The 25,110-nt window shown below is 46.1% G+C and carries 24 protein-coding genes; 13 read left to right on the top strand and 11 right to left on the bottom strand.

Annotation, left to right across the window (positions count from 1 at the left end; genetic code table 11):
* Positions 1-32: 32 nt before the first annotated feature.
* Complete coding sequence (locus BMX44_RS10870; RefSeq protein ID WP_090632877.1) at positions 33-230, bottom strand: hypothetical protein; 198 nt, start codon at positions 228-230, stop codon at positions 33-35.
* Between the two features lie 193 nt (positions 231-423).
* Here BMX44_RS10870 and cutA point away from each other — a divergent pair, with 193 nt between their 5' ends.
* From cutA to BMX44_RS10890, 4 genes are all read left to right on the top strand, one after another.
* Entirely contained in the window at positions 424-741 is a 318-nt protein-coding gene (cutA, locus tag BMX44_RS10875; RefSeq protein ID WP_090632879.1) for a divalent-cation tolerance protein CutA, read from the top strand.
* A 16-nt stretch (positions 742-757) separates the two neighbouring features.
* A complete protein-coding gene (gene dsbD, locus BMX44_RS10880; protein ID WP_090632975.1) occupies positions 758-2,710 on the top strand; it encodes a protein-disulfide reductase DsbD in 1,953 nt (650 codons plus the stop codon).
* Between the two features lie 75 nt (positions 2,711-2,785).
* Positions 2,786-3,379, top strand: coding sequence for a TlpA family protein disulfide reductase (locus BMX44_RS10885; RefSeq protein ID WP_090632882.1), 594 nt, complete (start codon positions 2,786-2,788; stop codon positions 3,377-3,379).
* 11 nt (positions 3,380-3,390) lie between these two features.
* A complete protein-coding gene (locus tag BMX44_RS10890; protein WP_090632885.1) occupies positions 3,391-3,756 on the top strand; it encodes a DUF2784 domain-containing protein in 366 nt (121 codons plus the stop codon).
* A 21-nt stretch (positions 3,757-3,777) separates the two neighbouring features.
* On the opposite strand, the gene ttcA is transcribed toward BMX44_RS10890, so the two are convergent.
* Positions 3,778-4,674 (bottom strand): tRNA 2-thiocytidine(32) synthetase TtcA, encoded by an 897-nt coding sequence (gene ttcA / locus BMX44_RS10895; protein ID WP_090632887.1) that lies wholly within the window; start codon positions 4,672-4,674, stop codon positions 3,778-3,780.
* A 123-nt stretch (positions 4,675-4,797) separates the two neighbouring features.
* On the opposite strand from ttcA, the gene BMX44_RS10900 reads away from it, so the two are divergent.
* The 5 genes from BMX44_RS10900 (at position 4,798) to BMX44_RS10920 (ending at position 8,483) form a co-directional block, all read left to right on the top strand.
* Entirely contained in the window at positions 4,798-5,265 is a 468-nt protein-coding gene (locus BMX44_RS10900; RefSeq protein WP_143056927.1) for a cupredoxin domain-containing protein, read from the top strand.
* The gene (locus tag BMX44_RS10905) at positions 5,262-5,828 is read left to right on the top strand and encodes a DUF411 domain-containing protein (protein ID WP_090632890.1); all 567 of its coding nucleotides are present in this window, start codon (positions 5,262-5,264) and stop codon (positions 5,826-5,828) included. The genes BMX44_RS10900 and BMX44_RS10905 overlap by 4 nt, the downstream gene beginning before the upstream one ends.
* A gap of 11 nt (positions 5,829-5,839) precedes the next feature.
* On the top strand, positions 5,840-6,307 hold the full coding sequence (locus BMX44_RS10910; RefSeq protein WP_090632892.1) for a cytochrome c: 468 nt from the start codon (positions 5,840-5,842) through the stop codon (positions 6,305-6,307).
* A gap of 95 nt (positions 6,308-6,402) precedes the next feature.
* Entirely contained in the window at positions 6,403-7,794 is a 1,392-nt protein-coding gene (gene guaD, locus BMX44_RS10915; RefSeq protein ID WP_090632894.1) for a guanine deaminase, read from the top strand.
* A gap of 251 nt (positions 7,795-8,045) precedes the next feature.
* Complete coding sequence (locus tag BMX44_RS10920) at positions 8,046-8,483, top strand: hypothetical protein (RefSeq protein WP_090632896.1); 438 nt, start codon at positions 8,046-8,048, stop codon at positions 8,481-8,483.
* A gap of 125 nt (positions 8,484-8,608) precedes the next feature.
* Here BMX44_RS10920 and BMX44_RS10925 read toward each other — a convergent pair whose 3' ends face one another.
* Together BMX44_RS10925 and metE are read right to left on the bottom strand one after the other, a co-directional pair.
* On the bottom strand, positions 8,609-9,355 hold the full coding sequence (locus BMX44_RS10925) for a 4-aminobenzoate synthase (RefSeq protein WP_090632899.1): 747 nt from the start codon (positions 9,353-9,355) through the stop codon (positions 8,609-8,611).
* 117 nt (positions 9,356-9,472) lie between these two features.
* The gene (metE, locus tag BMX44_RS10930) at positions 9,473-11,770 is read right to left on the bottom strand and encodes a 5-methyltetrahydropteroyltriglutamate--homocysteine S-methyltransferase (protein ID WP_090632901.1); all 2,298 of its coding nucleotides are present in this window, start codon (positions 11,768-11,770) and stop codon (positions 9,473-9,475) included.
* A gap of 105 nt (positions 11,771-11,875) precedes the next feature.
* On the opposite strand from metE, the gene BMX44_RS10935 reads away from it, so the two are divergent.
* Positions 11,876-12,778, top strand: coding sequence for a LysR family transcriptional regulator (locus BMX44_RS10935; RefSeq protein WP_090632904.1), 903 nt, complete (start codon positions 11,876-11,878; stop codon positions 12,776-12,778).
* Positions 12,779-12,855: 77 nt separating this feature from the next.
* Entirely contained in the window at positions 12,856-13,296 is a 441-nt protein-coding gene (locus BMX44_RS10940; protein ID WP_090632906.1) for a YqaA family protein, read from the top strand.
* Positions 13,297-13,313: 17 nt separating this feature from the next.
* Here the strand turns inward: BMX44_RS10940 and grxD are convergent, their stop codons facing one another.
* The 4 genes from grxD to hemA form a co-directional block, all read right to left on the bottom strand.
* Complete coding sequence (gene grxD, locus BMX44_RS10945; protein WP_090632909.1) at positions 13,314-13,625, bottom strand: Grx4 family monothiol glutaredoxin; 312 nt, start codon at positions 13,623-13,625, stop codon at positions 13,314-13,316.
* Positions 13,626-13,754: 129 nt separating this feature from the next.
* Positions 13,755-14,603 (bottom strand): peptide chain release factor N(5)-glutamine methyltransferase, encoded by an 849-nt coding sequence (prmC, locus tag BMX44_RS10950; RefSeq protein ID WP_090632912.1) that lies wholly within the window; start codon positions 14,601-14,603, stop codon positions 13,755-13,757.
* Between the two features lie 66 nt (positions 14,604-14,669).
* Positions 14,670-15,749, bottom strand: a complete 1,080-nt coding sequence (gene prfA / locus BMX44_RS10955) for a peptide chain release factor 1 (protein ID WP_090632915.1) — start codon at positions 15,747-15,749, stop codon at positions 14,670-14,672.
* Entirely contained in the window at positions 15,746-16,999 is a 1,254-nt protein-coding gene (gene hemA / locus BMX44_RS10960) for a glutamyl-tRNA reductase (protein ID WP_090632917.1), read from the bottom strand. Before hemA ends, prfA begins: the two co-directional genes overlap by 4 nt.
* Positions 17,000-17,406: 407 nt before the next feature.
* Between hemA and BMX44_RS10965 the strand changes: the two genes are divergently transcribed.
* The gene (locus BMX44_RS10965; RefSeq protein ID WP_090632919.1) at positions 17,407-17,868 is read left to right on the top strand and encodes a hypothetical protein; all 462 of its coding nucleotides are present in this window, start codon (positions 17,407-17,409) and stop codon (positions 17,866-17,868) included.
* A 154-nt stretch (positions 17,869-18,022) separates the two neighbouring features.
* On the opposite strand, the gene lpdA is transcribed toward BMX44_RS10965, so the two are convergent.
* Positions 18,023-19,486, bottom strand: a complete 1,464-nt coding sequence (gene lpdA, locus BMX44_RS10970; RefSeq protein WP_090632922.1) for a dihydrolipoyl dehydrogenase — start codon at positions 19,484-19,486, stop codon at positions 18,023-18,025.
* A gap of 276 nt (positions 19,487-19,762) precedes the next feature.
* On the opposite strand from lpdA, the gene BMX44_RS10975 reads away from it, so the two are divergent.
* On the top strand, positions 19,763-21,796 hold the full coding sequence (locus BMX44_RS10975) for a CopD family protein (RefSeq protein ID WP_090632924.1): 2,034 nt from the start codon (positions 19,763-19,765) through the stop codon (positions 21,794-21,796).
* Positions 21,797-21,827: 31 nt separating this feature from the next.
* Here the strand turns inward: BMX44_RS10975 and ppsR are convergent, their stop codons facing one another.
* Entirely contained in the window at positions 21,828-22,658 is an 831-nt protein-coding gene (ppsR, locus tag BMX44_RS10980; RefSeq protein WP_090632927.1) for a posphoenolpyruvate synthetase regulatory kinase/phosphorylase PpsR, read from the bottom strand.
* Complete coding sequence (gene ppsA, locus BMX44_RS10985; protein WP_090632929.1) at positions 22,651-25,032, bottom strand: phosphoenolpyruvate synthase; 2,382 nt, start codon at positions 25,030-25,032, stop codon at positions 22,651-22,653. The genes ppsR and ppsA overlap by 8 nt, the downstream gene beginning before the upstream one ends.
* Between the last annotated feature and the right edge of the window lie 78 nt (positions 25,033-25,110).

The following is a 25,110-nucleotide window of genomic DNA, read 5'->3' on the forward strand; positions in this document are numbered from 1 at the left end:
GATTGTTGTTTATTTATCGTAAGTAACAGCAGTCAATTGGATTTTTTATCTACATCTGACATTAAAAATTTGACCAGCATGGCTATAGCAAATGGCAGCGCACTTAAACCGGTAATCATATAATGCTCGGCAGTAAACTGATCGCCTTCATCCATCAGGATATACCCGAAAAATACAGTCACCGGTGCCAGCAATGCGAGTAGCTGTATCAGTAAAAAAAAACGTTTCATCTCTTTTTAATCCTGTTAACGCAAAAATTAGGTAATACTCGTCTATTCTGATCAATAAGGCTGCAACCATCAAGACTTTCGTGCATAAAATTAATCGTCGTGCCCTGAAGTGATCATAATTCGAACCATCAGTCATGCAGAGTAAAGGATTAAAAGGACAAAGCCATACAAACATTTTATAATAACTGTCATTATGACCGAAGCCATCCTTGTTATAACCAGCTTTCCAAATAAAGAGAGTGCGCAGGTATTTGCGCAAGCCTTGATTGACAGAAAACTGGCGGCCTGCGTAAATGTGATGCCAGCATGTACATCCGTTTACCGCTGGCAGGACAATATCGAAACCGCGGAGGAGACCCCAGTTTTCATAAAAACGCGATCAGCGAGATATCAGTCAGTGGAAGAACTCATTTTATCGATGCATCCTTATGAACTACCCGAAGTGATAACTGTCCCTATTTCCGAAGGGTTACCCGCTTACTTGCGTTGGATTATCGAAGAAACAACCTGACATAACTGTAATGTATATGCGCTTACTAATAATTCTAACGGTACTGATTTGTCTGGTCAGTCCGAACGCTGCTGCACAAGAGAACAGTTCTTCTTTTGGCAGCCTGTTTTCAAAATTACAAGAACTTGGCATTAATCTGGGACAAAATAACCAGCAGGAATTACTTCCTCCGGATGAAGCATTCCAGATGACGCTGGAGGTGAAAGATGCAAAGACCCTGATTGCCAACCTGGCGCCTGCCAAGAATTATTATGTCTATCGCGACAAGATCGCGTTTGAACCCCAGTCGACGAATACCCAAATAGAAAAGGTTGCATTGCCTCAGGGCAAAATGAAGGAGGATCTGACTTTTGGTCATGTCGAAGTTTATTACGAACCGATCCAGGCTATCATTACTCTGAAGCGCGAAGCGGTGTCTGAGCAGCCATTGTCGCTCGCCGCAACGTACCAGGGATGTAATGATCCTGTGGGTGTCTGCTATGCGCCGATCAAAAAGGAATTCGACCTGACTTTACCTGCCATGCAGGCGGTCAATGCTGTAGCAAATGCGGTCAGCGGACCTGCTGCCGCGGCTCCATTTGATCCTGCAGCAGAACTGTTTCAAATGCCATCACAATCCTCTTCTCGATCGCCCGTCATCGAAACCGAGGCCTATAAAATCGACCGCATGTTTGAAACAGGTAATTTCTGGCTGATACTCAGCGGTTTTTTCGGTATCGGGCTGCTACTGGCATTTACCCCGTGTGTTTTTCCCATGTTTCCAATTTTATCGGGCATTATTGCACAGAAAGGCAAGCATATGACCAGGCGCAAGGGGCTGACGCTGGCGCTGTCGTACGTGCTGGGTATGGCAATTACCTATGCAATAGTCGGTGTGATTGCCGGACTTTCCGGTTCGATGCTTTCCGCGGCCTTGCAGAGTGCCTGGGTGTTGGGAACCTTTGCATTGATTTTTGTCTTGCTTTCATTTTCGATGTTCGGCTTCTATGAATTGCAATTGCCGGGCAGCCTGCAAAGCAAATTAACCGAGGAGGCTGGGCATTTAAGAGGCGGTCACTTAACCAGTGTTTTCGGTATGGGTGCATTGTCTGCCTTGATAGTCGGCCCATGCGTAGCCGCACCACTCGCCGGCGCGCTGCTCTATATCAGTCAAACTCGTGATGTTGTACTGGGTGGCTCAGCTCTTTTTGTAATGGCGCTGGGGATGGGTGTGCCATTGCTGCTGCTGGGCGCTTCAACCGGTGCTTTGCTGCCAAAGGCAGGCCCATGGATGGAATCGATCAAACAGTTTTTTGGCGTGCTTCTGCTCGCTGTCGCAATCTGGCTGATTTCTCCGGTCATTAATGAAGTTGCGCACATGCTGCTATGGGCTGCGCTGCTGATTATCTCGGCCATTTATCTTCATGCGATTGACCCCTTGCCCCCGCGATCGTCCGGTTTAAGAAAATTCCTAAAAGGTATCGGTGTCATTGCGTTACTGGTCGGCATTGCGTTACTCATTGGCGTTTTATCGGGCAGCCGTGATGTGTTGCAACCATTATCCAAATTCAACATTGCCACTTCGGCAGTAAACAGCACGGCAGGTGATGAATATTCAGACAGCCATATCCCATTCCAGCGTGTAAAAACAATCGCGGAACTGGATGAACAGATACGCCAGGCCAGCGAAAACAATCAATACGTTATGGTTGATTTTTATGCGGACTGGTGCATTTCCTGCAAGGAAATGGAACGATTTACGCTATCTGATGAAAAAGTGAAGGACAGACTCAAAAATGTCAAACTCCTTCAGATTGACGTTACCCATGGCACTCCCGACGACACCGCTCTTCTGCAGCGATTCAACCTGTTCGGTCCACCCGGAATTCTTTTTATCGATCAGAATGGCAATGAAATACCTGACATACGAGTTATCGGATTTCTCAACAAAACCGATTTCCTGACGGTTTTAAACGCCGTGCTGATTTAATCTCCGCTCCACTTACCGCCACGGTCGATCGACGCTACAGTGCGGTAGAACACCGCTATCAAAAGGAATATATAAATGTCCAAACTGAGTCAAATTCTCCTGTTCTGCGCAGCCGCTATTGTGGCCATGTCTGCTGGCGTCTGGTTACGGGCATATTTTATGGACGGCCCTCAGCCGCCGTTGTCTGAAGAAATGAACAAACAGGGGGCCGGAGCCATATTATCGGCAAATCTGCCGGATCTAGACGGTGTGTCGCAACCGATCGCACAATGGAAAGGCGATGTGATCGTCGTCAATTTTTGGGCTACCTGGTGTACACCATGTCGCGAAGAAATCCCTGAGTTTATCGAAATGCAGCAGCAATATGGTGATCAAGGCCTGACATTCATCGGTATCGCGGTTGATCAGTTAGAAAAAGTCTTGCCCTACAGCAAGGAACTGGGTATCAATTACCCAGTCCTGGTAGGCGGTCTGAATGCAATGTCTTTTGCTGAGGCAGCGGGTAACGAAATGTCTGTTTTGCCATATACAGTCGTTTTTGACAGACAGGGAAAGATAGCGGATACGTTTGTGGGCCGCGTTCATCAAAAAACACTGGAAAAATCCATTATGCCGCTACTGCATTCTGATCGGGCAGAGCCCGAACTATCCAAGCAACCGAGTCTGTAATTTCAGCGTGCATGCTGCTAGCTGATATTGTCCTGTTGTTCCATCTGCTATATGTGCTGTTTGTGGTCGGCAGCCTTCCTGTCATCTGGATAGGTGCATATTTAAAGAAAACATTTGTCAGGAATCCCTGGTTCCGCTATCTGCACCTGGCTGCAATTTTGTTTGTCGTCGCTGAATCCCTGCTTGGAGTAGTCTGCCCCCTTACTGTATTAGAAAACCTGTTGCGACAGGTCGAAACAGAAGACAGTTTTATCCAGTTCTGGGTGCATAAAATTCTATTTTACCGTTTTCCGGAATATGTATTCACCATCATCTACGTTGTATTTGCCTGTGTCGTGGCGTTGACATTTAAGCTGGTGCCACCAAAACATAACTAGAAGCACTGGCCAATCAGCCAATCAGCTGGAATTACCTGTTTTTTCAACCAGCGAGAGCATCATTTCTTCAATTGGCTGGTCGAATGTTTCCTCGTCAAATGCCATATCGCCATTTGCATAAGGGGAACCCTGTGTTTTCAATCCCTTGAAATCAAATTTTGCCGTATCAGCAAGGTGCGAAAGCTGTACGTTTTGCAACGATCTGAACATGGTTTCAAGTCTGCCGGGAAAACGCCTGTCCCATTGCTGCAACATCTCTTTGATAACCTGTCGCTGAAGATTTGGTTGGGATCCGCATAAATTACATGGAATAATCGGGAAAGCAGCACTTTCAGCATAGGTTGCAATATCTTTTTCCCTGCAATAAGCTAGCGGGCGTATCACAATATGCCGGCCGTCATCACTGACCAGTTTGGGTGGCATTGCTTTAAGTTTCCCGCCATAAAACATGTTTAGAAAAAGTGTTTCCAGAATGTCGTCACGATGGTGGCCCAAAGCTATTTTTGTTGCGCCAAGCTCGCTGGCAACGCGGTACAAAACACCCCGACGTAAACGTGAACACAAGCTACAGGTCGTTTTTCCCTCCGGCACAACACGCTTGACGATGCTATACGTATCCTGTTCGACTATGCGAAATGGAATGCCAAGCTCGCCAAGATATTCCGGCAAGACTTTTTCAGGAAAACCAGGCTGCTTCTGATCAAGATTGACAGCAATCAATTCAAATCCCATTGGTGCATGCGCCTGAAGATTCAGTAATATGTCAAGCAGTGCATAGCTGTCTTTACCACCGGATAAACAGACCATGACGCGGTCTCCGGCTTCGATCATATTGAAATCTGCGATCGCAGTACCGACCAATCGTCTCAGGCGTTTATGCAGTTTATTAGTTTGATAACGTTTTTTCTGGGTTAACATCAGTCACAAAGTTGTTGATCAACTGTGCAGTTTATTGGACAAAATAATTGGAACAATTTAGCATTGGCGGTTTCTAACTACAATTGGATAACAAGAATCCAACTGCAATTTTACCAGCACCTCATGAAGAATAAACATCTGCTGATTATATCACTGGCTGTGTTGTTCCTGTATTCAGCTGGCACGAATGGACAGATGGATTATATTCCTGCGGCGGACAGTATCGGCAGGCCCGGTATCGCCAGTGATGTAACACGAACCATCAAAGTGACGCTTGTGGAGTACATGTTTCTACCAAATGAAATCTGGGTAGAAAAAGGCGAAACGGTTCGTTTCGTGATCAAAAACGGCGGAGATAAAAACCATGAAATGCTCATCGGTTTTGATGATGATCTGAGAAAAGCCGCCAAAGCGCGACGCAAACATATAGACAACTTAAATGAATGGGAAGCTGGACTGGCACAATTAATGCCCGGTGAAAAAAAAGAGTTGGTCTGGTTTTTTGACGAAGCTGGCGCTATCGATTTTGCCTGTCCTTTGCCGGGTCATTTCAAGGGTATGCGTGGAACGATTTTTGTGGAGACAAAATGAAAAAACATTTATGTAATTTAATTACCGGATTTTTTATAACATCAGGCATGCTGAGTTTATCCGTGCCGGCACTCGCAACGACAACTATAGAAGTCTATAAAAGCCCAACCTGCGGCTGCTGTTCGAAGTGGGTAGACCATATGCGTGATCATGGCTTTACCGTAATTACCAAGGATGTTGGTAATAAGGAAATACGCAAAAAAGTCGGCATGTCTGAAACACTCGGTTCCTGCCACACTGCCCTGGTCAACGGTTATGTGATGGAAGGCCATATCCCGGCGCCTGATATTATCCGTTTTCTAAAGGAGAAACCGGATGCACTGGGACTGGCGGTACCGGACATGCCGCACGGATCGCCAGGTATGGAAGGACGTCGTGTTGATCCTTATAATGTGTTGAAAGTCAACGCACCCGGAGATACACGCAGAGACGCCGAGATTTATCAGCGATATGACCCTTATGCCAACAAAGCAGCCAACAAAGCCGCATCGACTGCTCCGGCCACGCCTGCGTCAAAAAACGATGCTGAGGGTTTCTCTTCCATTATGCGTCTGAAGAATTAAACGAACTCATCATGCCAGTCCGCATTTTGCTCATGTTTGTTGGGGGTTTCCTGCTCACAGCCTGTGATGATTCCGGGCAGCAGGAAACACGTTCACTCAAGGAAATTCTAAACCTGAGTTCAGAGCGCGTAGTCAGGAGCTTTGATCCCGAGCAGATTAAACGTGGAGAGCGTGTTTTCCAGGCAAACTGCGAGAACTGTCATGGCAAAAATGCAACAGGCACGGCAGACTGGCGCACACCAACTGCAGATGGCAAATTTCCACCTCCCCCGTTAGATGGTACCGCACATGCATGGCATCACTCCACGGCCGTATTGAAAAAAACAATCCTGCAAGGTGGACCGCCGGAATTCAGTACGATGCCTGCTTGGGAAGGCATTCTGACCGAGCAGCAAGTGGATGATGTCATCGTATGGATCAAGTCCTTATGGCCTGATGAGATTTATACGACCTGGTACCATAATTTCGAGGAAAAGTAACACAAACAAATCATGGGGTATTCTGACAAATCATTTTGCAATTCCTGCCTGATGAATTTCATATACAGGTAACAGGAAACGGGACGGCGCTGATAATGTTATCGACATCAAAGTCTGAACCATCAATCAGCAAGCCCAAGGCAGTACGCGGTTCCATTTTCTATCTCACGGATGATCCTGGCTCCCAATCAGATCCATTTGGCTGTTACGAATACTATGAAGACGGCATCCTCGTACTGCGAGACGATGGTCATATACTGGATGTCGGACCGAGCGCCCAGATAACAGTTAAACATAGATTGCTTGCAAATGAGATTGCTGACTTCAGCGGCAGGCTGGTAATACCCGGTTTCATCGATACCCATATTCATTATCCTCAGGCTGAAATCATAGCGGCTTACGGCGAACAACTGGTGCATTGGCTGGAAAAATACGCATATCCGACCGAATCACGTTTTGCGGACAGATCATATGCGCAGGCAGTCAGCCGTTTTTTTCTTCATGAATTGCTTCGTAACGGCACCACAACTGCTTTGATATTCGGCTCCGTCCATAGAAGTTCGATAGACGCTTTATTCAGAGAGGCTGAAAAGCTGAATCTTCGCATTATCGGCGGGAAAGTGATGATGGACAGAAACGCTCCGGAGCATCTACTCGATACAGCAGAAACTACCAACGCAGACAATGAGGCGCTAATCGCAACATGGCATAACAAAGGCCGTATTCAATATGCTATCACACCTCGTTTTGCGATTACTTCCAGCCCGGCACAACTGATTGTTGCGGCAAAGTTGTATCATGCACGTGACGATCTGTATCTACATACACATGTTGCTGAAAATTTAAATGAAATAGCTTTGACTCAACAGCTTTACCCCTCTGCAAAAAGCTATCTGCACGTGTATGATGATTTTGGTCTCGTTGGTTCAAGATCTCTGTTTGCACACGGTATTCATTTAACGGACGATGATTTCGGCTTACTGGCAGAAAAACAGGCCGCTCTATCCTTTTGCCCGACTTCTAATCTGTTTCTTGGAAGCGGATTGTTCAACTTCAGCAAGGCATGCAAGAAAAATATACTGCTTGGCATTGGAACAGATATTGGTGCGGGAACCAGTTTTTCCATGTTCCAGACCATGAATGAAGCGTACAAGGTTGTTCAGCTGCAGCGGTCATCTCATCACCAGACGCAAACCGACAGCGAGACACACTTGACCCCTTTTAAAGCATTTTATCTAGCCACATTAGGCGCGGCGCGCGCCTTATATCTGGACAATATGCTGGGTTCTTTCCAGCCTGGCAAGGAAGGTGATTTCATCATTCTGAACCTTGAAGCTACGCCACTGCTAAAATTTCGCATGCTGCATACACAGTCGCTGTCTGAACGATTATTTGTTTTGATGATGCTTGCTGATGATCGAGTGGTGGATGCAGTATACATAATGGGGCGCTATTGGTATGGACACAGTGCAGATGCAGCCATATGATTCAGCTTTAACCCTATACTTCCAGTCTAGACGGTTTATTTGAATACAATCAACCGACCCGTCACTGTAATTTGTTCCTTCGCAAACAAATCGTGATTTTTCACAGGTTGTTGTGTATTATTAAAAGCTGCACTGTATAGATTGATATATCGATGTTTTTTAGGAAGTGCAAGCCGCTTGCAAAAACCGTGAGGCTCACTGATAGCTTCTAATTAATAATAACGGCTTCAAACCAGTATAAGGAAAACCCCATGGGTGCAATCTTTTTCTATATTTTTATTTATTTCATTGGCTATTACGGATCGGCAATTTTTAATATGTTTTCTGTCCGCCCTTTGGTCACTAACCGATTTATGGCTGCTCTTGTTCCTGTTGTTGCAGTGGCCATCGCACACGCGTATATGATTGTGACCAAACCACCGCCAGCATCACAGGATATCACTGTGGAATCTGCGCTGTTTACCTACGTAATCATGCCGGTGGTAATTGTCTCGCTAGGCGCAGTATATTTTATGTGGAATTCCCGCCGGTCAGAAGAAGAACAAGCCGACACAGACGAGTTAGAAACTGAGGAAATTGATGATACTGTTGCGAAAAGCGTTGATTCTGAAAGGCCTGTAGAGACCGATACGCCTGAAGTTTCGGACAACGATCAGGAAAATGCCAGCAACAAAGATAAAACGGTATAACCAGACGAGAATTCATCAAGTCTGTATTCTGAAAAATTGGATTGAAATGGCCTTATTCTCCCGCTGATGATGTCGTCCGGCGAGATCGATAAGGCCATTTTAATTGCTGATTTCCGTGCTGATGATTAATGAATCGTTGCTGATTCTTTTTCAGGTTCGCACTTCAGGTTTGCACAGTAAGTGTCATGGATACCGTCAAGAAAACCCCATAAAGCATCACATGCTTCACGTGTAGCAGCCAGCACTTCTTCCTGTTTTTCAGGCGTGTCCGCAAAGCGCTCAATGATTTCCCACTCTGCCTGAGAATGATAAACATCCGCCTGTTGATGTACTGAAAAGAATGCATAATCCTTGGGGTCGGTCATTCCATAAAACTTGGCCAAACCGTCAATCTTGACTGCCGCGATGTCCGGCACTTGAGACTCAAATGCATGCAATGCTGCCAGTCCCGCATAAAACGGCCGATTCAGACAAATATCTCTGAATGTAGAAACCAGTTTCTCTGTATTTGGCAGTGCTTTTGCATCCGTCAGGCTTTTGTCGTCAGCACCCAATGCACATGCGAATTTCTTCCACAGCGCCGGATGATTGGTTTCACCGTGCTCTTCATCAATCAGATTTTGTAAAACTTCCTGACGCACACTGATATCACCAGAGTTCGACTCTGTACTGAAATGCGGCGTGTTAAAGTGAACGGCGCTTAAATAGGTAGGTTCCGCCAGCACATTATAAAAATACTGCTCAGCATAATGGCGTAATTGTTCTTTTGTCAGTTTACCTTCTGTCCAGGCCACGTAAAAGGGATGTTTCAGTAGGTGTCTGGCACTGATTGCATCACTGACTTTTTGCTTAAATAGATTATTGGTTGTCATATAGGTTTTCCTTTTAGATTTTCCTTTTTCATTAAAGAAACTGTGTTACCAGTTATTGTCACAATAAGCTATATTCTAGTTTGCATATCATCGCTAATTAATACCACCAAGTCAAATTTAGCTGACTCTGAAAGTTTTGAAATGGCTCGCCAGATGCCGGCTCGCGGTAACCATGTTCCGCAGCGCCGGCCTGACTTCATCCCAGCTGCGTGTTTTTAAACCACAATCCGGGTTAACCCACAATCGATCAATGGGTATCCGTTGTGCGGCCTTTTTCATCAAGTCAATAATTGATTCCACTGAAGGTATGTTCGGAGAATGAATGTCATAGACACCGGGCCCGATTTCATTGGGATATAGAAACTGATCAAAAGCAGTTAAGAGTTCCATATCCGATCGGGAATTTTCAATAGTGATCACATCCGCGTCCATTTCGGCGATAGCTACAATGATATCGTTGAATTCGGAGTAACACATATGTGTATGAATCTGGGTTGTATCCTGAACACCACCGGCGGCAATGCGAAACGCACGTACAGCCCAATCCAGATAGGATTTCCATTGTGATTTACGCAGCGGAAGACCTTCTCTGAGAGCAGCCTCATCTATCTGGATAATACCAATCCCTGCTTTCTCAAGCGCGAGCACTTCATCTCGAACAGCTAAAGCCAGCTGCAGACAGGTTTGTTCTCTGGACTGATCATCACGCACAAATGACCAGTTGAGCATAGTAACCGGTCCAGTCAGCATACCTTTTACTGGTTTGCTGGTTAGTGACTGCGCATACTGTATCCATTCGGTACTGATTGGATGTGTATGAGCAACATCACCGTAGATAACCGGCGGTTTGACACATCGAGACCCGTAAGACTGCACCCATCCGAATTGAGTAAAAGCATAACCGGCCAATTGCTCACCAAAATACTCTACCATATCATTGCGTTCAGGTTCTCCATGTACAAAGACATCCAGCCCCAGCGCTTCCTGCTCGCGCACACACGTCTCTATTTCCTGTTGCATCAACGCCCGATATTCTTTTTCTGACAGCCTGGATTGCCGTAAATCGAGTCTGGCCTGACGAATTTTTTGTGTTTGCGGAAATGAACCAATTGTCGTTGTTGGAAAAAAGGGTAGTTTAATTTTCCTGCGTTGTTGTATGGCACGTTCTTGATAAGGTGATTTTCTGCCCGCCGTTGTATCATCGATTTCACTGATACGCGCCTGCACTGTTGACAAGTGCACACGGTCTGACTGCCTGCGGCTTTTTAAAGCAATCGAATTTTCTTCTAAATGGGACGAAACACTGTTTCTGCCATGATTCAAAGCTTTTGCCAGTATGTCGATTTCGTCCAGTTTTTGTATTGCAAACGCAAGCCAGGAGCGAACTCCAATTTCCAGTTTTTGCTCGCTCTCCAGGTCAACCGGTACGTGCAGCAGCGAACACGACGGCGCAAGCCATAAGCGATCCTGCAATGCCGAATGTATTGGTTCCAGCCAATCCAGCAATCGATTCAAATCGGCTTTCCAAATATTCCGACCATTGATAATCCCCAAAGATAAGGCCTTGTGGTTCGGCAGCCAGTCGATGATTTTTGCCACTTCATCTGCGGCAGTGACCGCATCAATATGTAATCCGTTTACAGGCAATTCACACGCCAGTTGCAAATTGTTCTGCAACTCCCCGAAATATGTCGCCAGCATTAATTTAACCGGTATGGACTGTAACTGGTAATAGGCTTTTCTCAAAGCATGCTGCCAGTCCTGATCAAGTTCCAGAACAAGTACTGGCTCATCAATCTGTACCCATTCACAGCCGATGTGCTCAAGCATTGTTAGTAATTCAGCATAAACGCTGACCAGGTTATCAAGCAAACCCAGTTTATTGGTACCGTCTTTCGATTTGCCCAGCCATAGATAAGTCACCGGCCCCAGAATAACAGGTTTTACCTTGAAGCCTTGTGCGCGCGCTTCGTTAATTTGTTCGATTAATTGCCCGGCTTGCAAGGAAAAAGCTGTGCTTTTGTCAAATTCCGGAACGATATAATGATAATTTGTATCGAACCATTTGGTCATTTCACATGCATTAACACTGTATTCACTTGCATTATCCGTAGCCGCTCGACCTCTGGCCGCCCGAAAATAATAATCCAGCCTGTCTCCAGGTCGTGAACAAACACGATCGGGTATATTACCAAGCAGGAAACTGGTATCGAGCACATGGTCATACAACGAAAAATCCCCTACGGGCACCCAGTCCAGTTTTGATTGATTAGTCCAGTGCTGTCTACGCAATCCTACCGCTGATTTAAATAAATCTTTTTCCGAAATGCTTTTCTTCCAGTAATCTTCTAAAGCAAATTTTAATTCCCGTTTTTTGCCAATACGCGGGAATCCAAGGTTGTGTGTTGTTACCATTGTTTCATCACCATATTATTTTTCAAAAGAATGAGTCAATTGTACAAACAAACAATGATGCATAATAATGATGATTTTTATTATTCTGATTAGGTTTATTTATAAATGATTGAACACAGTCATCTGAAAATTATCCAGGCCTTGCATACAAACGGTACGTTAACTGAAGCTGCCAACAGGTTGTGCCTGAGCCAGCCAGCGCTTTCTCATCAAATCAATTATCTGGAAAAAAAACTGGGTATTGCCTTATGGCAGAAAGAAGGCCGTAATCTGCGCCTGACACAGGCTGGAATATTGTTACTGAATGTGGCAAATCAGGTGTTACCGGTACTGTCGCAGGCTGAGCAAACGCTCACAGCCTATAGCGAGGGGCGTTGCGGTATTCTACGCATCGGTGTTGAATGCTATCCCTGCTTTGAATGGCTGAACGCTGTAATCGGGCAATTTATGCGGCAAATGCCAGAGATTGACATTGACATTGTACAAAAATTTCAATTTTCGGGGCTGGAGGGATTGTTAAATCACCACATTGATCTATTAATCACCCCCGATTTGATAAAAAAAGAAATGATTCATTACGAAACGTTAGCTGAATATGAACTCATGCTGCTGGTTTCCCCCGATAATCCGCTAGCAGGAGAAAAACTGCTGACACCGAAGGCCTTGAGCCGAGAAACCCTCTTAACTTTTCCGGTTTCAATGGATCGACTGGATATTTTAACGCGCTACTTGACACCTGCTCATCTTGAACCTGCAAAAATAAAACGAATTGAGTCACTCGAAATCATGCTTCAGATGACCGCTTTAAACCGTGGCGTCTGTGTTTTACCGGATTGGCTGGCTGACATAAAAATGAAACAATTGAAACTGATAAAAAAACCAATCGGAAAGCGCGGTCTCTCTCAACAGCTGTTCCTGGCCATGAGAACATGCGACAACTCTATACCCTATATCATGAAATTTTTGCAGGTCGGCCGGCAATCGGCCAGTAATGCACTTAAGGATTAATACGTCATTACTTCAAAACCGGATTACAACCGGGATTTGTATAGTAAACTCACACTCTTTTTTACTGAAAAAACCTTATGGATGAACAATCAAGCTTGCTCGCACTATTTACCAGCAGCTTTCTGGCCGCAACGTTGTTGCCAGGTGGTTCAGAGGCCGTTCTCGTCGGTGTTCTGGTGGCATACCCCGATCTGCTTTGGAGTGCGATGATTCTGGCAACCATTGGTAACACGCTGGGTGGTATGAGTTCTTATTTAATTGGTCGTTTACTGCCTGACAAAGAAGCCTTGCTGAAAAAAACCGGTGGCAGCTCACGCAGTCTGGACTGGGTACATGGCCATGGCGCGCCCATCCTTTTACTATCGTGGACCCCGGTGATCGGTGATGCATTATGCGTTGCTGCCGGTTGGTTGAGAATAAACTGGCTGCCGGCCCTGTTATTCATGGCTGCTGGAAAATTTGTCCGTTACTGGATAGTCGCTGCTGCGGCCAATACTGTGGCCGCATCTTTCATTTAGCAAATACAGTTTTTTTATCAGCTATCCTCAAACAATTTCTGCAGTTCGCCATTCTGGTACATTTCTGTAAGAATATCTGACCCACCAATAAACTCGCCTTTCACATAAAGCTGAGGAATAGTTGGCCAGTCTGAATAATCCTTGATGCCCTGACGTATTTCCTGATCCTGCAGTACATCGACGGTAAAAAGATTCTCCACTCCGCAGGCATTGAGAATATTTATAGCATTTGCTGAAAAACCGCACTGCGGCTGTTCGGGCGACCCTTTCATATACAACACTACGGGATTGTTTTTGATTTGGTGCTCAATAGTGTCTTCTACGTTCATCTTTAATATGCTCCTTATTATTTAAAAACTTTACTAATAAAATTATCTGTTACAGTAATTGATTGATAATGACAGCTGCTATAGAGCCCGGTCATCACTATATCAGGTCAGCACAAACCGCAAACCGGTTTAACCACTATGGCTGTAACTGCCACCGCTAACGCGTTCTATCCCCGCCAGATCCAAATGCGAATGTATCTTTCGAAATCCGTTTCCTTTAAATAACTGCTGACAGGCTACAGCTTGATTATATCCATGTTCCAATAACAATTCGCCCCCGTCAACCAGAAATACGGGTGCAGTTGAGATTATATGGCGAATACAGGCCAAGCCGTTATCCTGAGTTGATAACGCCAAGCCGGGCTCGAAACGCAAGTCTCCTCGTGACAGGTGTGGATCATTCTCGGCGACATAGGGTGGATTGGATACTATCAGATCAAATTTTATGTTTGCTGCAAGTGGGTCAAACCAGTTTCCTTGAATGATATGTATATTATCCACAGAGAGTTTCCTGGCGTTCCATTGGGCAATCTCAACGGCATCCATTGAGACATCCACGGCGGTCACATGCGCCACTGGCCGTTGTTTGGCTATGGTTATGCCAACTGCACCGCTTCCGGTGCCAAGATCAAGCACATGGCATGGCTGTGACTTTGGTATGTGTGCGATCGCGATTTCTACAAGCAACTCGGTTTCGGGGCGCGGAATCAGCACTGCAGGAGAAACTTTGAATGTTAGATCAAAAAATTCGCGCTCACCGGTGAGATAAGCAACGGGCATACCCTGTTCGCGGTGCAAAACCAGTTTCAGGAATTGCTCGATATCTCCCATAGCCATTTTGTTTTCTGCATGTGCAATCAAGAATGCGTGATTCACTCTCAACACATGCTGCAACAACACACGCGCGTCAACCCAATCAATTTTTCGACATGACCAGTTTAGTGCTTGCTGAATGGTCAGGGAAAAACCGGTTAGCATGCACTGCTCACGTAAAATTGGATTCAACACAGTTTTCTGGAATAAACAAATAACAGAAACGTACGATTATTCTTCCATCGAGGCAGCCAGTTGATCTGCCTGGTGTTCGGCCATCAATGCGGAACATATTTCGTCGAGATCACCATCCATAATCTGATCCATCTTGTACAATGTCAAATTAATGCGATGATCTGTTACACGCCCTTGTGGAAAATTATATGTGCGTATGCGCTCCGAGCGCTCTCCTGTTCCAACCAGCGATTTCCGGGTTGCTGCCTGTTCGGCCTGCTGTACCTGCATTTGCTTTGCATGAATTCGTGCCGCCAGCACACTCATCGCCTGCGCTTTATTTTTATGCTGCGAACGGCCATCCTGACATTCCACCACAATACCGGTCGGCAAATGGGTAACTCTGACTGCAGAATCGGTTTTATTGATATGTTGACCACCGGCCCCCGATGCACGGAATGTATCAATTCGCAATTCAGCCGGATTCAGTTCCACTTCACTGATTTCATCCGCTTCCGGTATTACCGCAACTGTGCATGTCGAGGTATGAACGCGACCCTGCGTCTCGGTGACGGGTACGCGTTGAACACGATGACCACCGGATTCAAATTTCAAACGTGAATAAGCACCCTGCCCCGTTATTTTGGCGATAATTTCCTTGAAGCCGCCCACGTCCGACGGGCTTTGAGAAATAATTTCAACCTGCCAGTTTTGTCTTTCGGCATAGCGCGTATACATTCGAAACAGATTACCGGCGAAAAGCGCAGACTCGTCGCCACCAGTTCCCGCTCGAATTTCCAGAAATATATTACGGTCGTCGTTGGGATCTTTGGGAAGTAATTGTTTCTGCAGTTCAGTCTCGATTATTGCAAGTTTATCCTTGCCTGACTGCACTTCTGCTTCAGCAAATTCGCGCATCTCTGGATCATCTGACATTTCCCTGGCAGTTTTAATATCTTGCTCGGTTTGCTGATATGCATGATACAAATCTACTATAGGTATTATTTCAGCATGTTCGCGTGTCAATTTGCGGAAATTATCGAGATCATCAGTTGCAGTCTCGCTGCTCAACAGCTGATTGAGTTCTTCCAGACGCACACTGAGCCGTTCGAGTCTGTTGGTCAGGCTGGATTTCATTGCGGCCGATGCAATTGATAAAGCCTGTTAACCAGTTCAACCAGTTGCTCGCGTTCTGCAGCGTTGGCATGATTTAATGAACTCGATGGAACATGCAGAAACTTATTCATCAGGCCTTGACTTAGGGATTCCATGACTTTCATCGGATCTTCGCCCTTGGCCAGAAGCTTGCTGGCACGCTCCAGTTCATGCCGTCGATAACGTTCACCCTGGTCACGTAAAGCACGAATAGTCGGAACCAGTTCACGCGTTTCCAGCCAACGCATGAAATCGATAACATTATTGTCAATAATCGTTTCGGCCTGTGCAACTGCGCTTTGCCGCGCGTCCATGCCTTCTTTGACAATATCTGAAAGATCATCTACATAATACAGAAAAACATCGTCCAATTCGGAAACTTCTGTTTCAACATCCCGTGGCACCGCCAGATCCACAATGAAAATAGGTCGGTGTTTACGCGTTTTTATAGCCCTTTCAACCATGCCTTTTCCAAGAATCGGCAACGGACTGGCTGTACAGGTTATGACGATGTCGTGCAAAGCCAGTTGCTCAGGCAAATCGGCCAGTGTAATCGCTCGGGCGTTAAAGCGCTTGGACAGTGCCTGAGCGCGCTCTATGGTGCGGTTTGCGACAGTGATATTCTGGGGATTGCGCGATGCAAAATGACTGGCACATAAATCGATCATTTCACCGGCACCTATAAACAGCACGCGTTGTTCGCTTATTTCACCGAAAATACGCTCAGCAAGCCGCGCAGCAGCAGCAGCCATGGATACAGAATTCGTGCCGATTTCGGTCGATGTACGGACTTCCTTCGCTACATAAAACGTATGCTGGAATAATTTATGTAGCAGCATTCCTAATGTGCCCGCGTTTTCTGCCGACTTTACAGCACTTTTAAGCTGCCCAAGAATTTGTGGTTCGCCCAGAACCATGGAATCGAGACCGCTGGCAACGCGAAACGCATGCTTAACAGCATGTTCACGCATCAGTTTATACAAATAAGGTTCCAGATCATTCGCCGACAAATGATGAAAATCTGCAAGCCAGCTCATGGCTTCTTCAGGTTTATCCGTACTGCAATAGACCTCTGTACGATTACAGGTTGAAACGATAGCCGCTTCTTTAATTTGATTACGACCGGCCAGATCATGCAAGGCATCTTCCATGGCATTTTCAGGAAACGTCACCTGTTCGCGCACATCCAGTGGTGCTGTATTATGGTTTATACCAAAGGCAAATAGCTGCATGAAAATTTAATGTATAAGCAATTGGCGAAAATCGCAAAGAACAAAGAATGAAAAACCCGTCATTATAATATCAAGAGTATTTAAATACTATCCGTGTTATTAATTTGTCCATTCTAACGCGAATATGTTCACAAAAGCACTTCATCTCAACGGATTGAGACAGATGGGGCAAATATCAAGCGTTTTCTGGCGCCGATTATTTTAACTTGATCGAGAATGGTATTTTTATTTTATTTTGCATCGAAAAACAATGAACTGTGCAACATTATATTTTGGGGGTATACTTCGGCTGCTAATGATGTACAGTGTAAAATCAATGTTTTGCACATCGTACTTCAGCTTATTGATTTTAAAACTATCTCTCACTAGCAATTTAGGTGAAAGTAAAATTTAGTTACGGAGTTTTTATGAAAAAAAATATAGCTTACGTTCTTTTATTTCTGGCGCTGAGCATTCCCCTTACGGTTTCTGCCAGTACAAAAGAAGAAAATTCTGATACTGTTGAAGCCGAGACAGAAGCGCAACCAGAGGAAACAAATGAACTGGAAAGCGGAAACGGATGGAAAACCGTGCTCATCGCCGAACTGGGCAAATCAGGAAAAAAAGTAAACATGGTACTTGTTGAACAAAAACGGCATACCGACAAAACTGTTTACAGCAACGCTATTTCCCGTTTATGCCAGGGCGAGGACGAATTCTGCAGAGTGCGGTTCTGGAGCGATGCGCGCTTCATACCAGAACGCGCCTCCCTGACAGCCGAGCAGAACAAGCAATTAAAAGCGGATTACCTGTTCAATAAAACGGCAGGTATCAGGGAATTGCGCTGGTCTTGCGGCGTTGATCCAAACAGCCAGAATTGCCTTCCTTAAAGGACAACAATGATTTTTAAAACGGCTATACATAATAAATTTTATCTATAGCCGTTTTACATTCTCCAGCATTTTTCAGCTGACAAAACAGCCGATATTACAAGCGACATTACCGTACCTGAAAGTGCAACAATCGTAAATCAATATACCTATACTATATGTGCAGCGCCCGCTTGTTAGTATCCAGTGAGGCCTCATGCAATACTTCTGATAATGAAGGATGCGCATGTACAATGCTGGCAATATCCTCACTGCTGGCAGCAAATTCCATAGCCATCACCGCTTCGGAAATAAGCTCCGAGACATGTGGGCCGAGCATGTGAATACCAAGTATGCGATCTGTATCGGCATCTGCTATTACTTTTATGAAACCGGATGTGGTATTCATAGCACGTGCACGGCCGTTGGCAATAAAAGGAAATTGACCGACTTTATATGCAACGCCTGCTTTTTTGAGTTCCTGCTCAGTCTTGCCTACCCAGGCAATTTCAGGAGCGGTGTAAATGACCCACGGAATTGTATCAAAGTTGACTGGCTCGGTTGATTTGAGCTGATGCCCTTTTTCTCTGGCCGCTATGGCCTCGGCGACGGCTACACCCTCCTCCGAGGCCTTGTGCGCCAGCATGGGTCCACGTACCACATCACCTACCGCATAAACATTTGTCAAATTTGTCTGGCAGTACTCATCTACAGCAATAAAACCGCGCTCATCCAGATCAAGACCGCTTTCATCGGCTTCCAGGTCCCTAGTATTCGGCACCCTGCCAATGGCTACAATTAATTTGTCAACTTCAAGTTTCTGCTCATTTCCGTCTGCATCCCGATATTGAACTGTAACGGATTTTTTACTGGTTTTAATAGATTCTATTTCAATACCCGTATGGATAGCCAGGCCTGGTTCCTTGGAAAAGATTTTCTTTGCTTCTTTTGCGATTTGGTCATCGGCAGCGGCAAGAAAATCGGGCATGGCTTCGAGCACTGTCACTTCCGAACCCAAACGACGCCAGACGCTACCCATTTCCAGGCCTATAACACCTGCACCTATCACCCCCAGATTCGCTGGAACCTCGGACAAATCCAATGCGCCGACGTTATCAAGTATCTTTTCATTGTCAATGTCAATCATCGGTAATTGCCGTGGTACCGAGCCTGTAGCTACTATGACATATCGGGCCTGAATTGTTTGCTTATTCTCACCGTCATTGACTTCTACACGCCAGGTATCATCTTTATCAGTGCGCTTGAGGAGTCTTCCCGTACCCAGCATCGACTTAACCTTGTTTTTTTTAAATAAGGAAGCAATACCAGTGGTAAACGTTGTAACAATTTTGTCTTTTCTGGCAATCATCGCCGGCACATCCACTGTAGCGTTTTCTACCTGAATACCATGCGCCGAAATTTTATGTTGGATTTGAAAATATTGCTCCGAAGATTCGAGTAAGGCCTTTGAAGGAATGCAACCGACATTAAGACAAGTTCCTCCGAGACTTGCGCGACCGCGCGCATTTTTCCACGCGTCGATACACACTGTATTCAAGCCAAGCTGCGCACAGCGAATCGCCGCAACATATCCGCCGGGACCGCCACCAATAACTGCCACGTCTGCTATTTCTGACATATTTTTTCTTTCGTATTAATTAATCTGGCTTGCTATTTTACTAAAGTTTAAAGTTTGGCAAAGCAATAAACGCAACAGGCTAGCACAATAATAATCTGTTGCCTGTATATAAAACAACATTCGGTTAAACGCTAAACCTGCTTGAATATCCATCCGCTCAAGGTAAAATATCACACATTTTGTCTTCAACAGTGGCTTGTATGGCTTTTATCTTCAGCCTGATCGTGGATACATTTATCCGCATCTGCACGATAAAGCAAAACCACGATATTTATTATGTTCGAATTTGTATCTAATCTGGGTCGGTGGGCGCAATTAACAGCTAATCTGATTTTGTTTGGCAGTTGTTTTTTTCTTGCCATCACCTGGCAGAAAAAAACAGTGCTTGAGATTCCATCTTCATGGCTTTCCCGGCTCGAAAAGGGTTTTACCTGGCTGGCGGCGCTGGTTGTAGTTGGCCTGATCGTTGTTCTGGCGTCAACAACTGGAGAAGCAACCGGTGATGTATCCAATGCTCTGGATCCTGCAGCATGGCAGCAGTTTATCTGGCAGACCAAGGTCGGATTTATCGCGTTGATCCGTGTCATACTGGCTGCAATGCTGTTCATTGTAATTATCGGATTGTTACGCAAAAACCGGGCACGCTGGCATTATGGCGTTTGCGCTTTGTTCGCGTCATTACCCTTGATTGCAGGGACATTTGTCAGCCATTCAAGCGCTGATGAAATGTCGCTTGTTTCTATCGCGCCTTTTGCGCTGCATATACTGCTGGCCGGAATATGGTTTGGCGGATTGCCTGTGTTTATGTTGATTATTCTGAACAGTAACAGAGAATTTGACAAAGTCACTCGTGTACTCAATGCCACATTTCTGAAGAAATTCTCCGACATGGCGCTTCCGGTTATGGTGTTACTGATAGTCACTGGATTAATCGTGACCGATCGTATGATAGAAGATGATTATCATACCCTGGTATCAAGCCCCTATGGCTGGTTGTTAAATCTGAAACTGATGATGCTGATGTTCATTCTGGCCATTGCATACAAGGTGCGTACCACATGGCTGCCTCTGTTTTCACAGGTTGATATCAATGATCAGATCAGGCGGGGTATCGCTCATCTGAGAAAATGGATACGGCTGGAATTACTACTGGCCCTGGTGCTGATGTTTGTAGCCACAATTCTGGCCAACACACTGCCTGCCAAGCACACAATCATCGAGCACTGGCCGTTTCCTTTCCGATTCGCATTTGACAGCACCTCGGAAGAATCGCTTGATGAAGTATTGTTCTGGTCCGGTTTCCTATTATTTTCGATTGCGCTATGTCTTGTCTGGATGGGCATGCATTTACGCTGGAACTGGAAAAATAAATTTTTTCTGCCGAGCGCGCTGGCTGTTGCTGCCATGGCCGTTGCGCTGCCACCGATCACAATCGAAGCCTATCCTGAAACCTATATGAAACCGCAAATTCCCTTTGATACACTGTCAATATCGCATGGCTCGCATCTGTTTGCCGAACACTGTGCGGATTGTCATGGTCCACAGGGTAAAGGCAACGGCAGACTCGCCCAGACATTATCAACCAGCCCGACCGATCTGCTTACTGAACCGCACACGGTCCGGCACACCGTTGGCAATTTTTATCATTGGATAGCACGTGGTGTACCTGGCACCAGTATGCCAGGTTTCGCCAATATTCTGACCGATGAAGAAATCTGGGATGTGGTCAATTTCCTGCATGCCCTGTCACGCGGATTTGATGCTCGTTTGCTCGGCACCATGATTATTCCTGAAGTACCGGCTATTGCTGCACCAGTCTTTTATTACTCAGCCAGTGGCGGCGGCAGTGGCGATCTTAAGGATTTTCGTTACAACAAGAATACTATACTGGTTTTTTTCTCCTGGCCGCAGTCGCAGCAACGACTGATTCAGCTCAAACATGCGTATGAGCGTGTAACACAGGATCATAATGCTGAGATTCTTGCGATTCCGATGCAAAAGCTCGATCAACAGGAGTTACAGGAAATCAGCGATCTTGCACCTTTCCCGGTTGTCACGGAAGGTTCTGCAGAAATCACCGACACATACCTGCTTTATCGGCGGGTCAGAGCTGTGCCGGACTTAAACGGCGCTGGTTTGCTACCTGTACATATGGAATTCATGATTGACCGTTTTGGTTATTTACGTGCGCGCTGGAACGCGCAATTTGAAGGCTTCGGTTGGCAAAATATCAATGCGTTGACACAACAACTGGCACTGCTCAACCAAGAGAGTGAAATCATGCCGCCACCCGACGACCATGCGCATTAGTATGATGAGATATGGATTACCCTGTTTTGTTTTATCCGTACAGCTGGCGCCTCAGACCGCAGCGCGTCAGTATAATCGCGCTGATTTCCTCTATCGAGATCCGCGTCGTATCAAGATATGGAACGCTGCATTTACGGAACAGCGATTCCTGCCACTGAATTTCTTTCTCACACTGTTCAAGCGATGCGTATTGACTGTTCGGACGACGCTCGCTACGGATTGAGTGCAGTTGTGCTGCACTCAGAGTCAGTCCGAATAGTTTGCTTTTAACGTTTTCCAATACTTGTGGCAAAGCATGCCTATGCATATCATCCGGTGTCAACGGATAATTGGCGGCAGCGATTCCATATTGCAACCCCAGGTACAGACATGTGGGCGTTTTTCCCGTACGGGATATACCAATTAAAATAATGTCAGCCTCGGCATAGTGCTTGGGACTGATACCGTCGTCATGAGCAAGTACGTAATTAATGGCCGCAATCCGCTTGAAATACGATAAATGATGCTGCAACCCGTGAGAGCGACCGGCCATGCGGGCAAACGGCAGGTGCAGCTCCTCCTCGATGGAGCGGATAAACGTTTCAAAGAAATCAAAAATACGGCAATTGGACTGTTTGATAACCTCAAGTACTTCAGGATTTAGCAGCGTACTGAATACCAGTGGCCGGCAGTCATCTTGCTCGGCAGCTTCATTGATTCTTATCGATACGGTCCGGGCTTTTTCGATATCATCCAGAAAGGGTACGCTGACGACTTCCCATGCGATACCATCAAATTGCGTCAACAGGCTGTGTCCAAGTGTTTCCGCGGTTATTCCAGTACGGTCAGACAGATAGAAAACGGTCCGCTGCTGCTTATTCATGCCGGTTTTTTGCCAAATCAAGCCATGTTTGCATAACCGAATCCGGATTGAGCGAGAGGCTGCTGATACCCTGATCGTAAAGCCAATGCGCAAAATCCGGATAATCCGAAGGGGCCTGCCCACAGATACCAACATATTTGTTCTGTTTGCGGCAGGCATCTATCGCCATTTTCAGCAATTTTTTTACCGCAGGATTGCGCTCATCGAACACATGTGAAATCAGGGCCGAATCACGGTCAATACCAAGCGTCAGCTGCGTCATATCGTTTGATCCAATGGAAAAACCATCAAAAAATTGCAGAAATTCGTCTGCAAGCAATGCATTGGATGGAATCTCGCACATCATGATCAATCGCAGACCATTAGCACCACGTTCGAGTCCCTGCGATGCCAGCAGCGCTGAAATCTGTTCGGCCTCTTGCAATGTGCGGCAGAACGGGATCATGACCTCTAGATTGGTCAGCCCCATTTCATTACGCACCTTGCGCAGCGCCCTGCATTCCAGTTCAAAGCAATCCTTGAAATCGGGGGAAAAATAACGGGAAGCGCCGCGAAAACCAATCATGGGATTTTCTTCATGAGGTTCATACCGGTCACCCGCGATCAAATTTGCATATTCGTTAGATTTGAAATCAGACGTTCGCACGATAACCGGATGCGGATAAAATGCGGCTGCCAAAGTAGCGATTCCTTCAGTTAGTTTTCCAACATAAAAATCGACGGGATTTTTGTAACCGGCGGCGCGTTTGCCGACTTCCCTCTTCAAGTCATCTGGAAGCTGGTCGAATTCAAGCAGTGCTTTCGGATGCACACCAATGGTATTACTGATAATGAATTCCAGTCGTGCAAGACCAACGCCATGATTGGGAATACGGGAAAATGAAAATGCGTATGACGGGTTGCCGACATTAATCATGATTTTAACCGGAAGCTCAGGTAGCTCCCCAGCACTGACACTGCTATGTTCGTAATTTAACTTACCCTCATACACATAACCCGTGTCGCCTTCGGCACAGGAAACCGTCACAGCAGCGCCATTTCGAATGCTGGTCGTTGCATCGCCACAGCCGACTACCGCCGGGATACCCATCTCTCTTGCAATAATAGCGGCATGACAAGTACGACCGCCACGATTGGTAACGATAGCAGCAGCACGTTTCATAATGGGTTCCCAATCCGGGTCCGTCATATCAGTGACTAGCACGTCGCCAGGCTGAATTTCGTGCATTTGATCAATGCTCATGATCTGGCGCGCGGCCCCTTGGCCTATTTTCTGTCCGATTGCGCGCCCTTCAACCAGTACTGTACCTTTGTCAACCAGTCGAAAACGCTCCATGACCGGCTTGTCCCGGCTTTCTACAGTCTCTGGTCTAGCCTGAACAATGTATAACTGACCATCCACTCCGTCCAGCGCCCATTCAATATCCATCGGGCGGCCATAATGCTGTTCGATGATCAGCCCCTGATGCGCCAACGCCTCAATTTGACTGTCTGACAAGGCAAATCGCTTGCGCCGCTCATCATCAACATCACGAATTAGTGTCGCCGCTTCACCGGGAACGCGGCTGCCAGCGTAGATCATTTCTAAAGCCTTGGAACCCATACGCCGTGAAAGTATCGCGGGTCGCCCAGCTCTCAATCCGGTTTTATACACATAATATTCGTCCGGATTGACTGTACCCTGAACAATGGTCTCTCCAAGTCCGTATGCCGCTGTGATGAAAACAGCGTCGCGGAAACCGGATTCAGTGTCCAGTGTAAACATGACGCCGCTGGCACCCAGGTCACTGCGCACCATTTTCTGGATTCCAGCCGACAAATACACCTTGTCGTGTGGAAAATTCTGATGTACCCGGTACGCAATGGCTCGGTCGTTATAGAGCGAGGCAAACACAATTTTGATTGCTTCAAACAACGCATCCAGCCCGCTAATATTCAATAAGGTCTCCTGCTGTCCGGCAAACGAGGCGTCCTCCAGGTCTTCAGCAGTTGCAGAAGAACGTACAGCAAATGATATTTCTTCACTGTCCGCAAAGTCAGCAGTCAGTTTCTCGTAGGCGTGTGTGACTGCCTGTCTAATGCTGTCCGGCATAGTCGATTGATAGACCCACTCACGTATTGTCCTGCCCGCTACGGTCAACGCAGAGATATCGTCGACATCCAGCGAATCCAGTACATTGTTGATGCGATCGACAAGCTGATTGGCCTCCAGAAATTCTTGATAAGCCGCAGTCGTCGTCGCGAAACCGGGAGGTACATTGACCCCGGCCCGAGAAAGATGATAAATCATTTCTCCGAGTGAAGCATTTTTACCACCCACGCGCCCCACATCGTTCATCTTCAGCTGATCAAACCATAGGATATACTCAGTCATTATATGCAAACTCCTGTCGATCATTCATTGGTTGAACTCCATCTGGATTAAGATATAGTTCAATATTCAAACTTCAAT

This window comes from Nitrosomonas marina (genome assembly GCF_900110145.1).
Lineage (GTDB): Bacteria > Pseudomonadota > Gammaproteobacteria > Burkholderiales > Nitrosomonadaceae > Nitrosomonas > Nitrosomonas marina.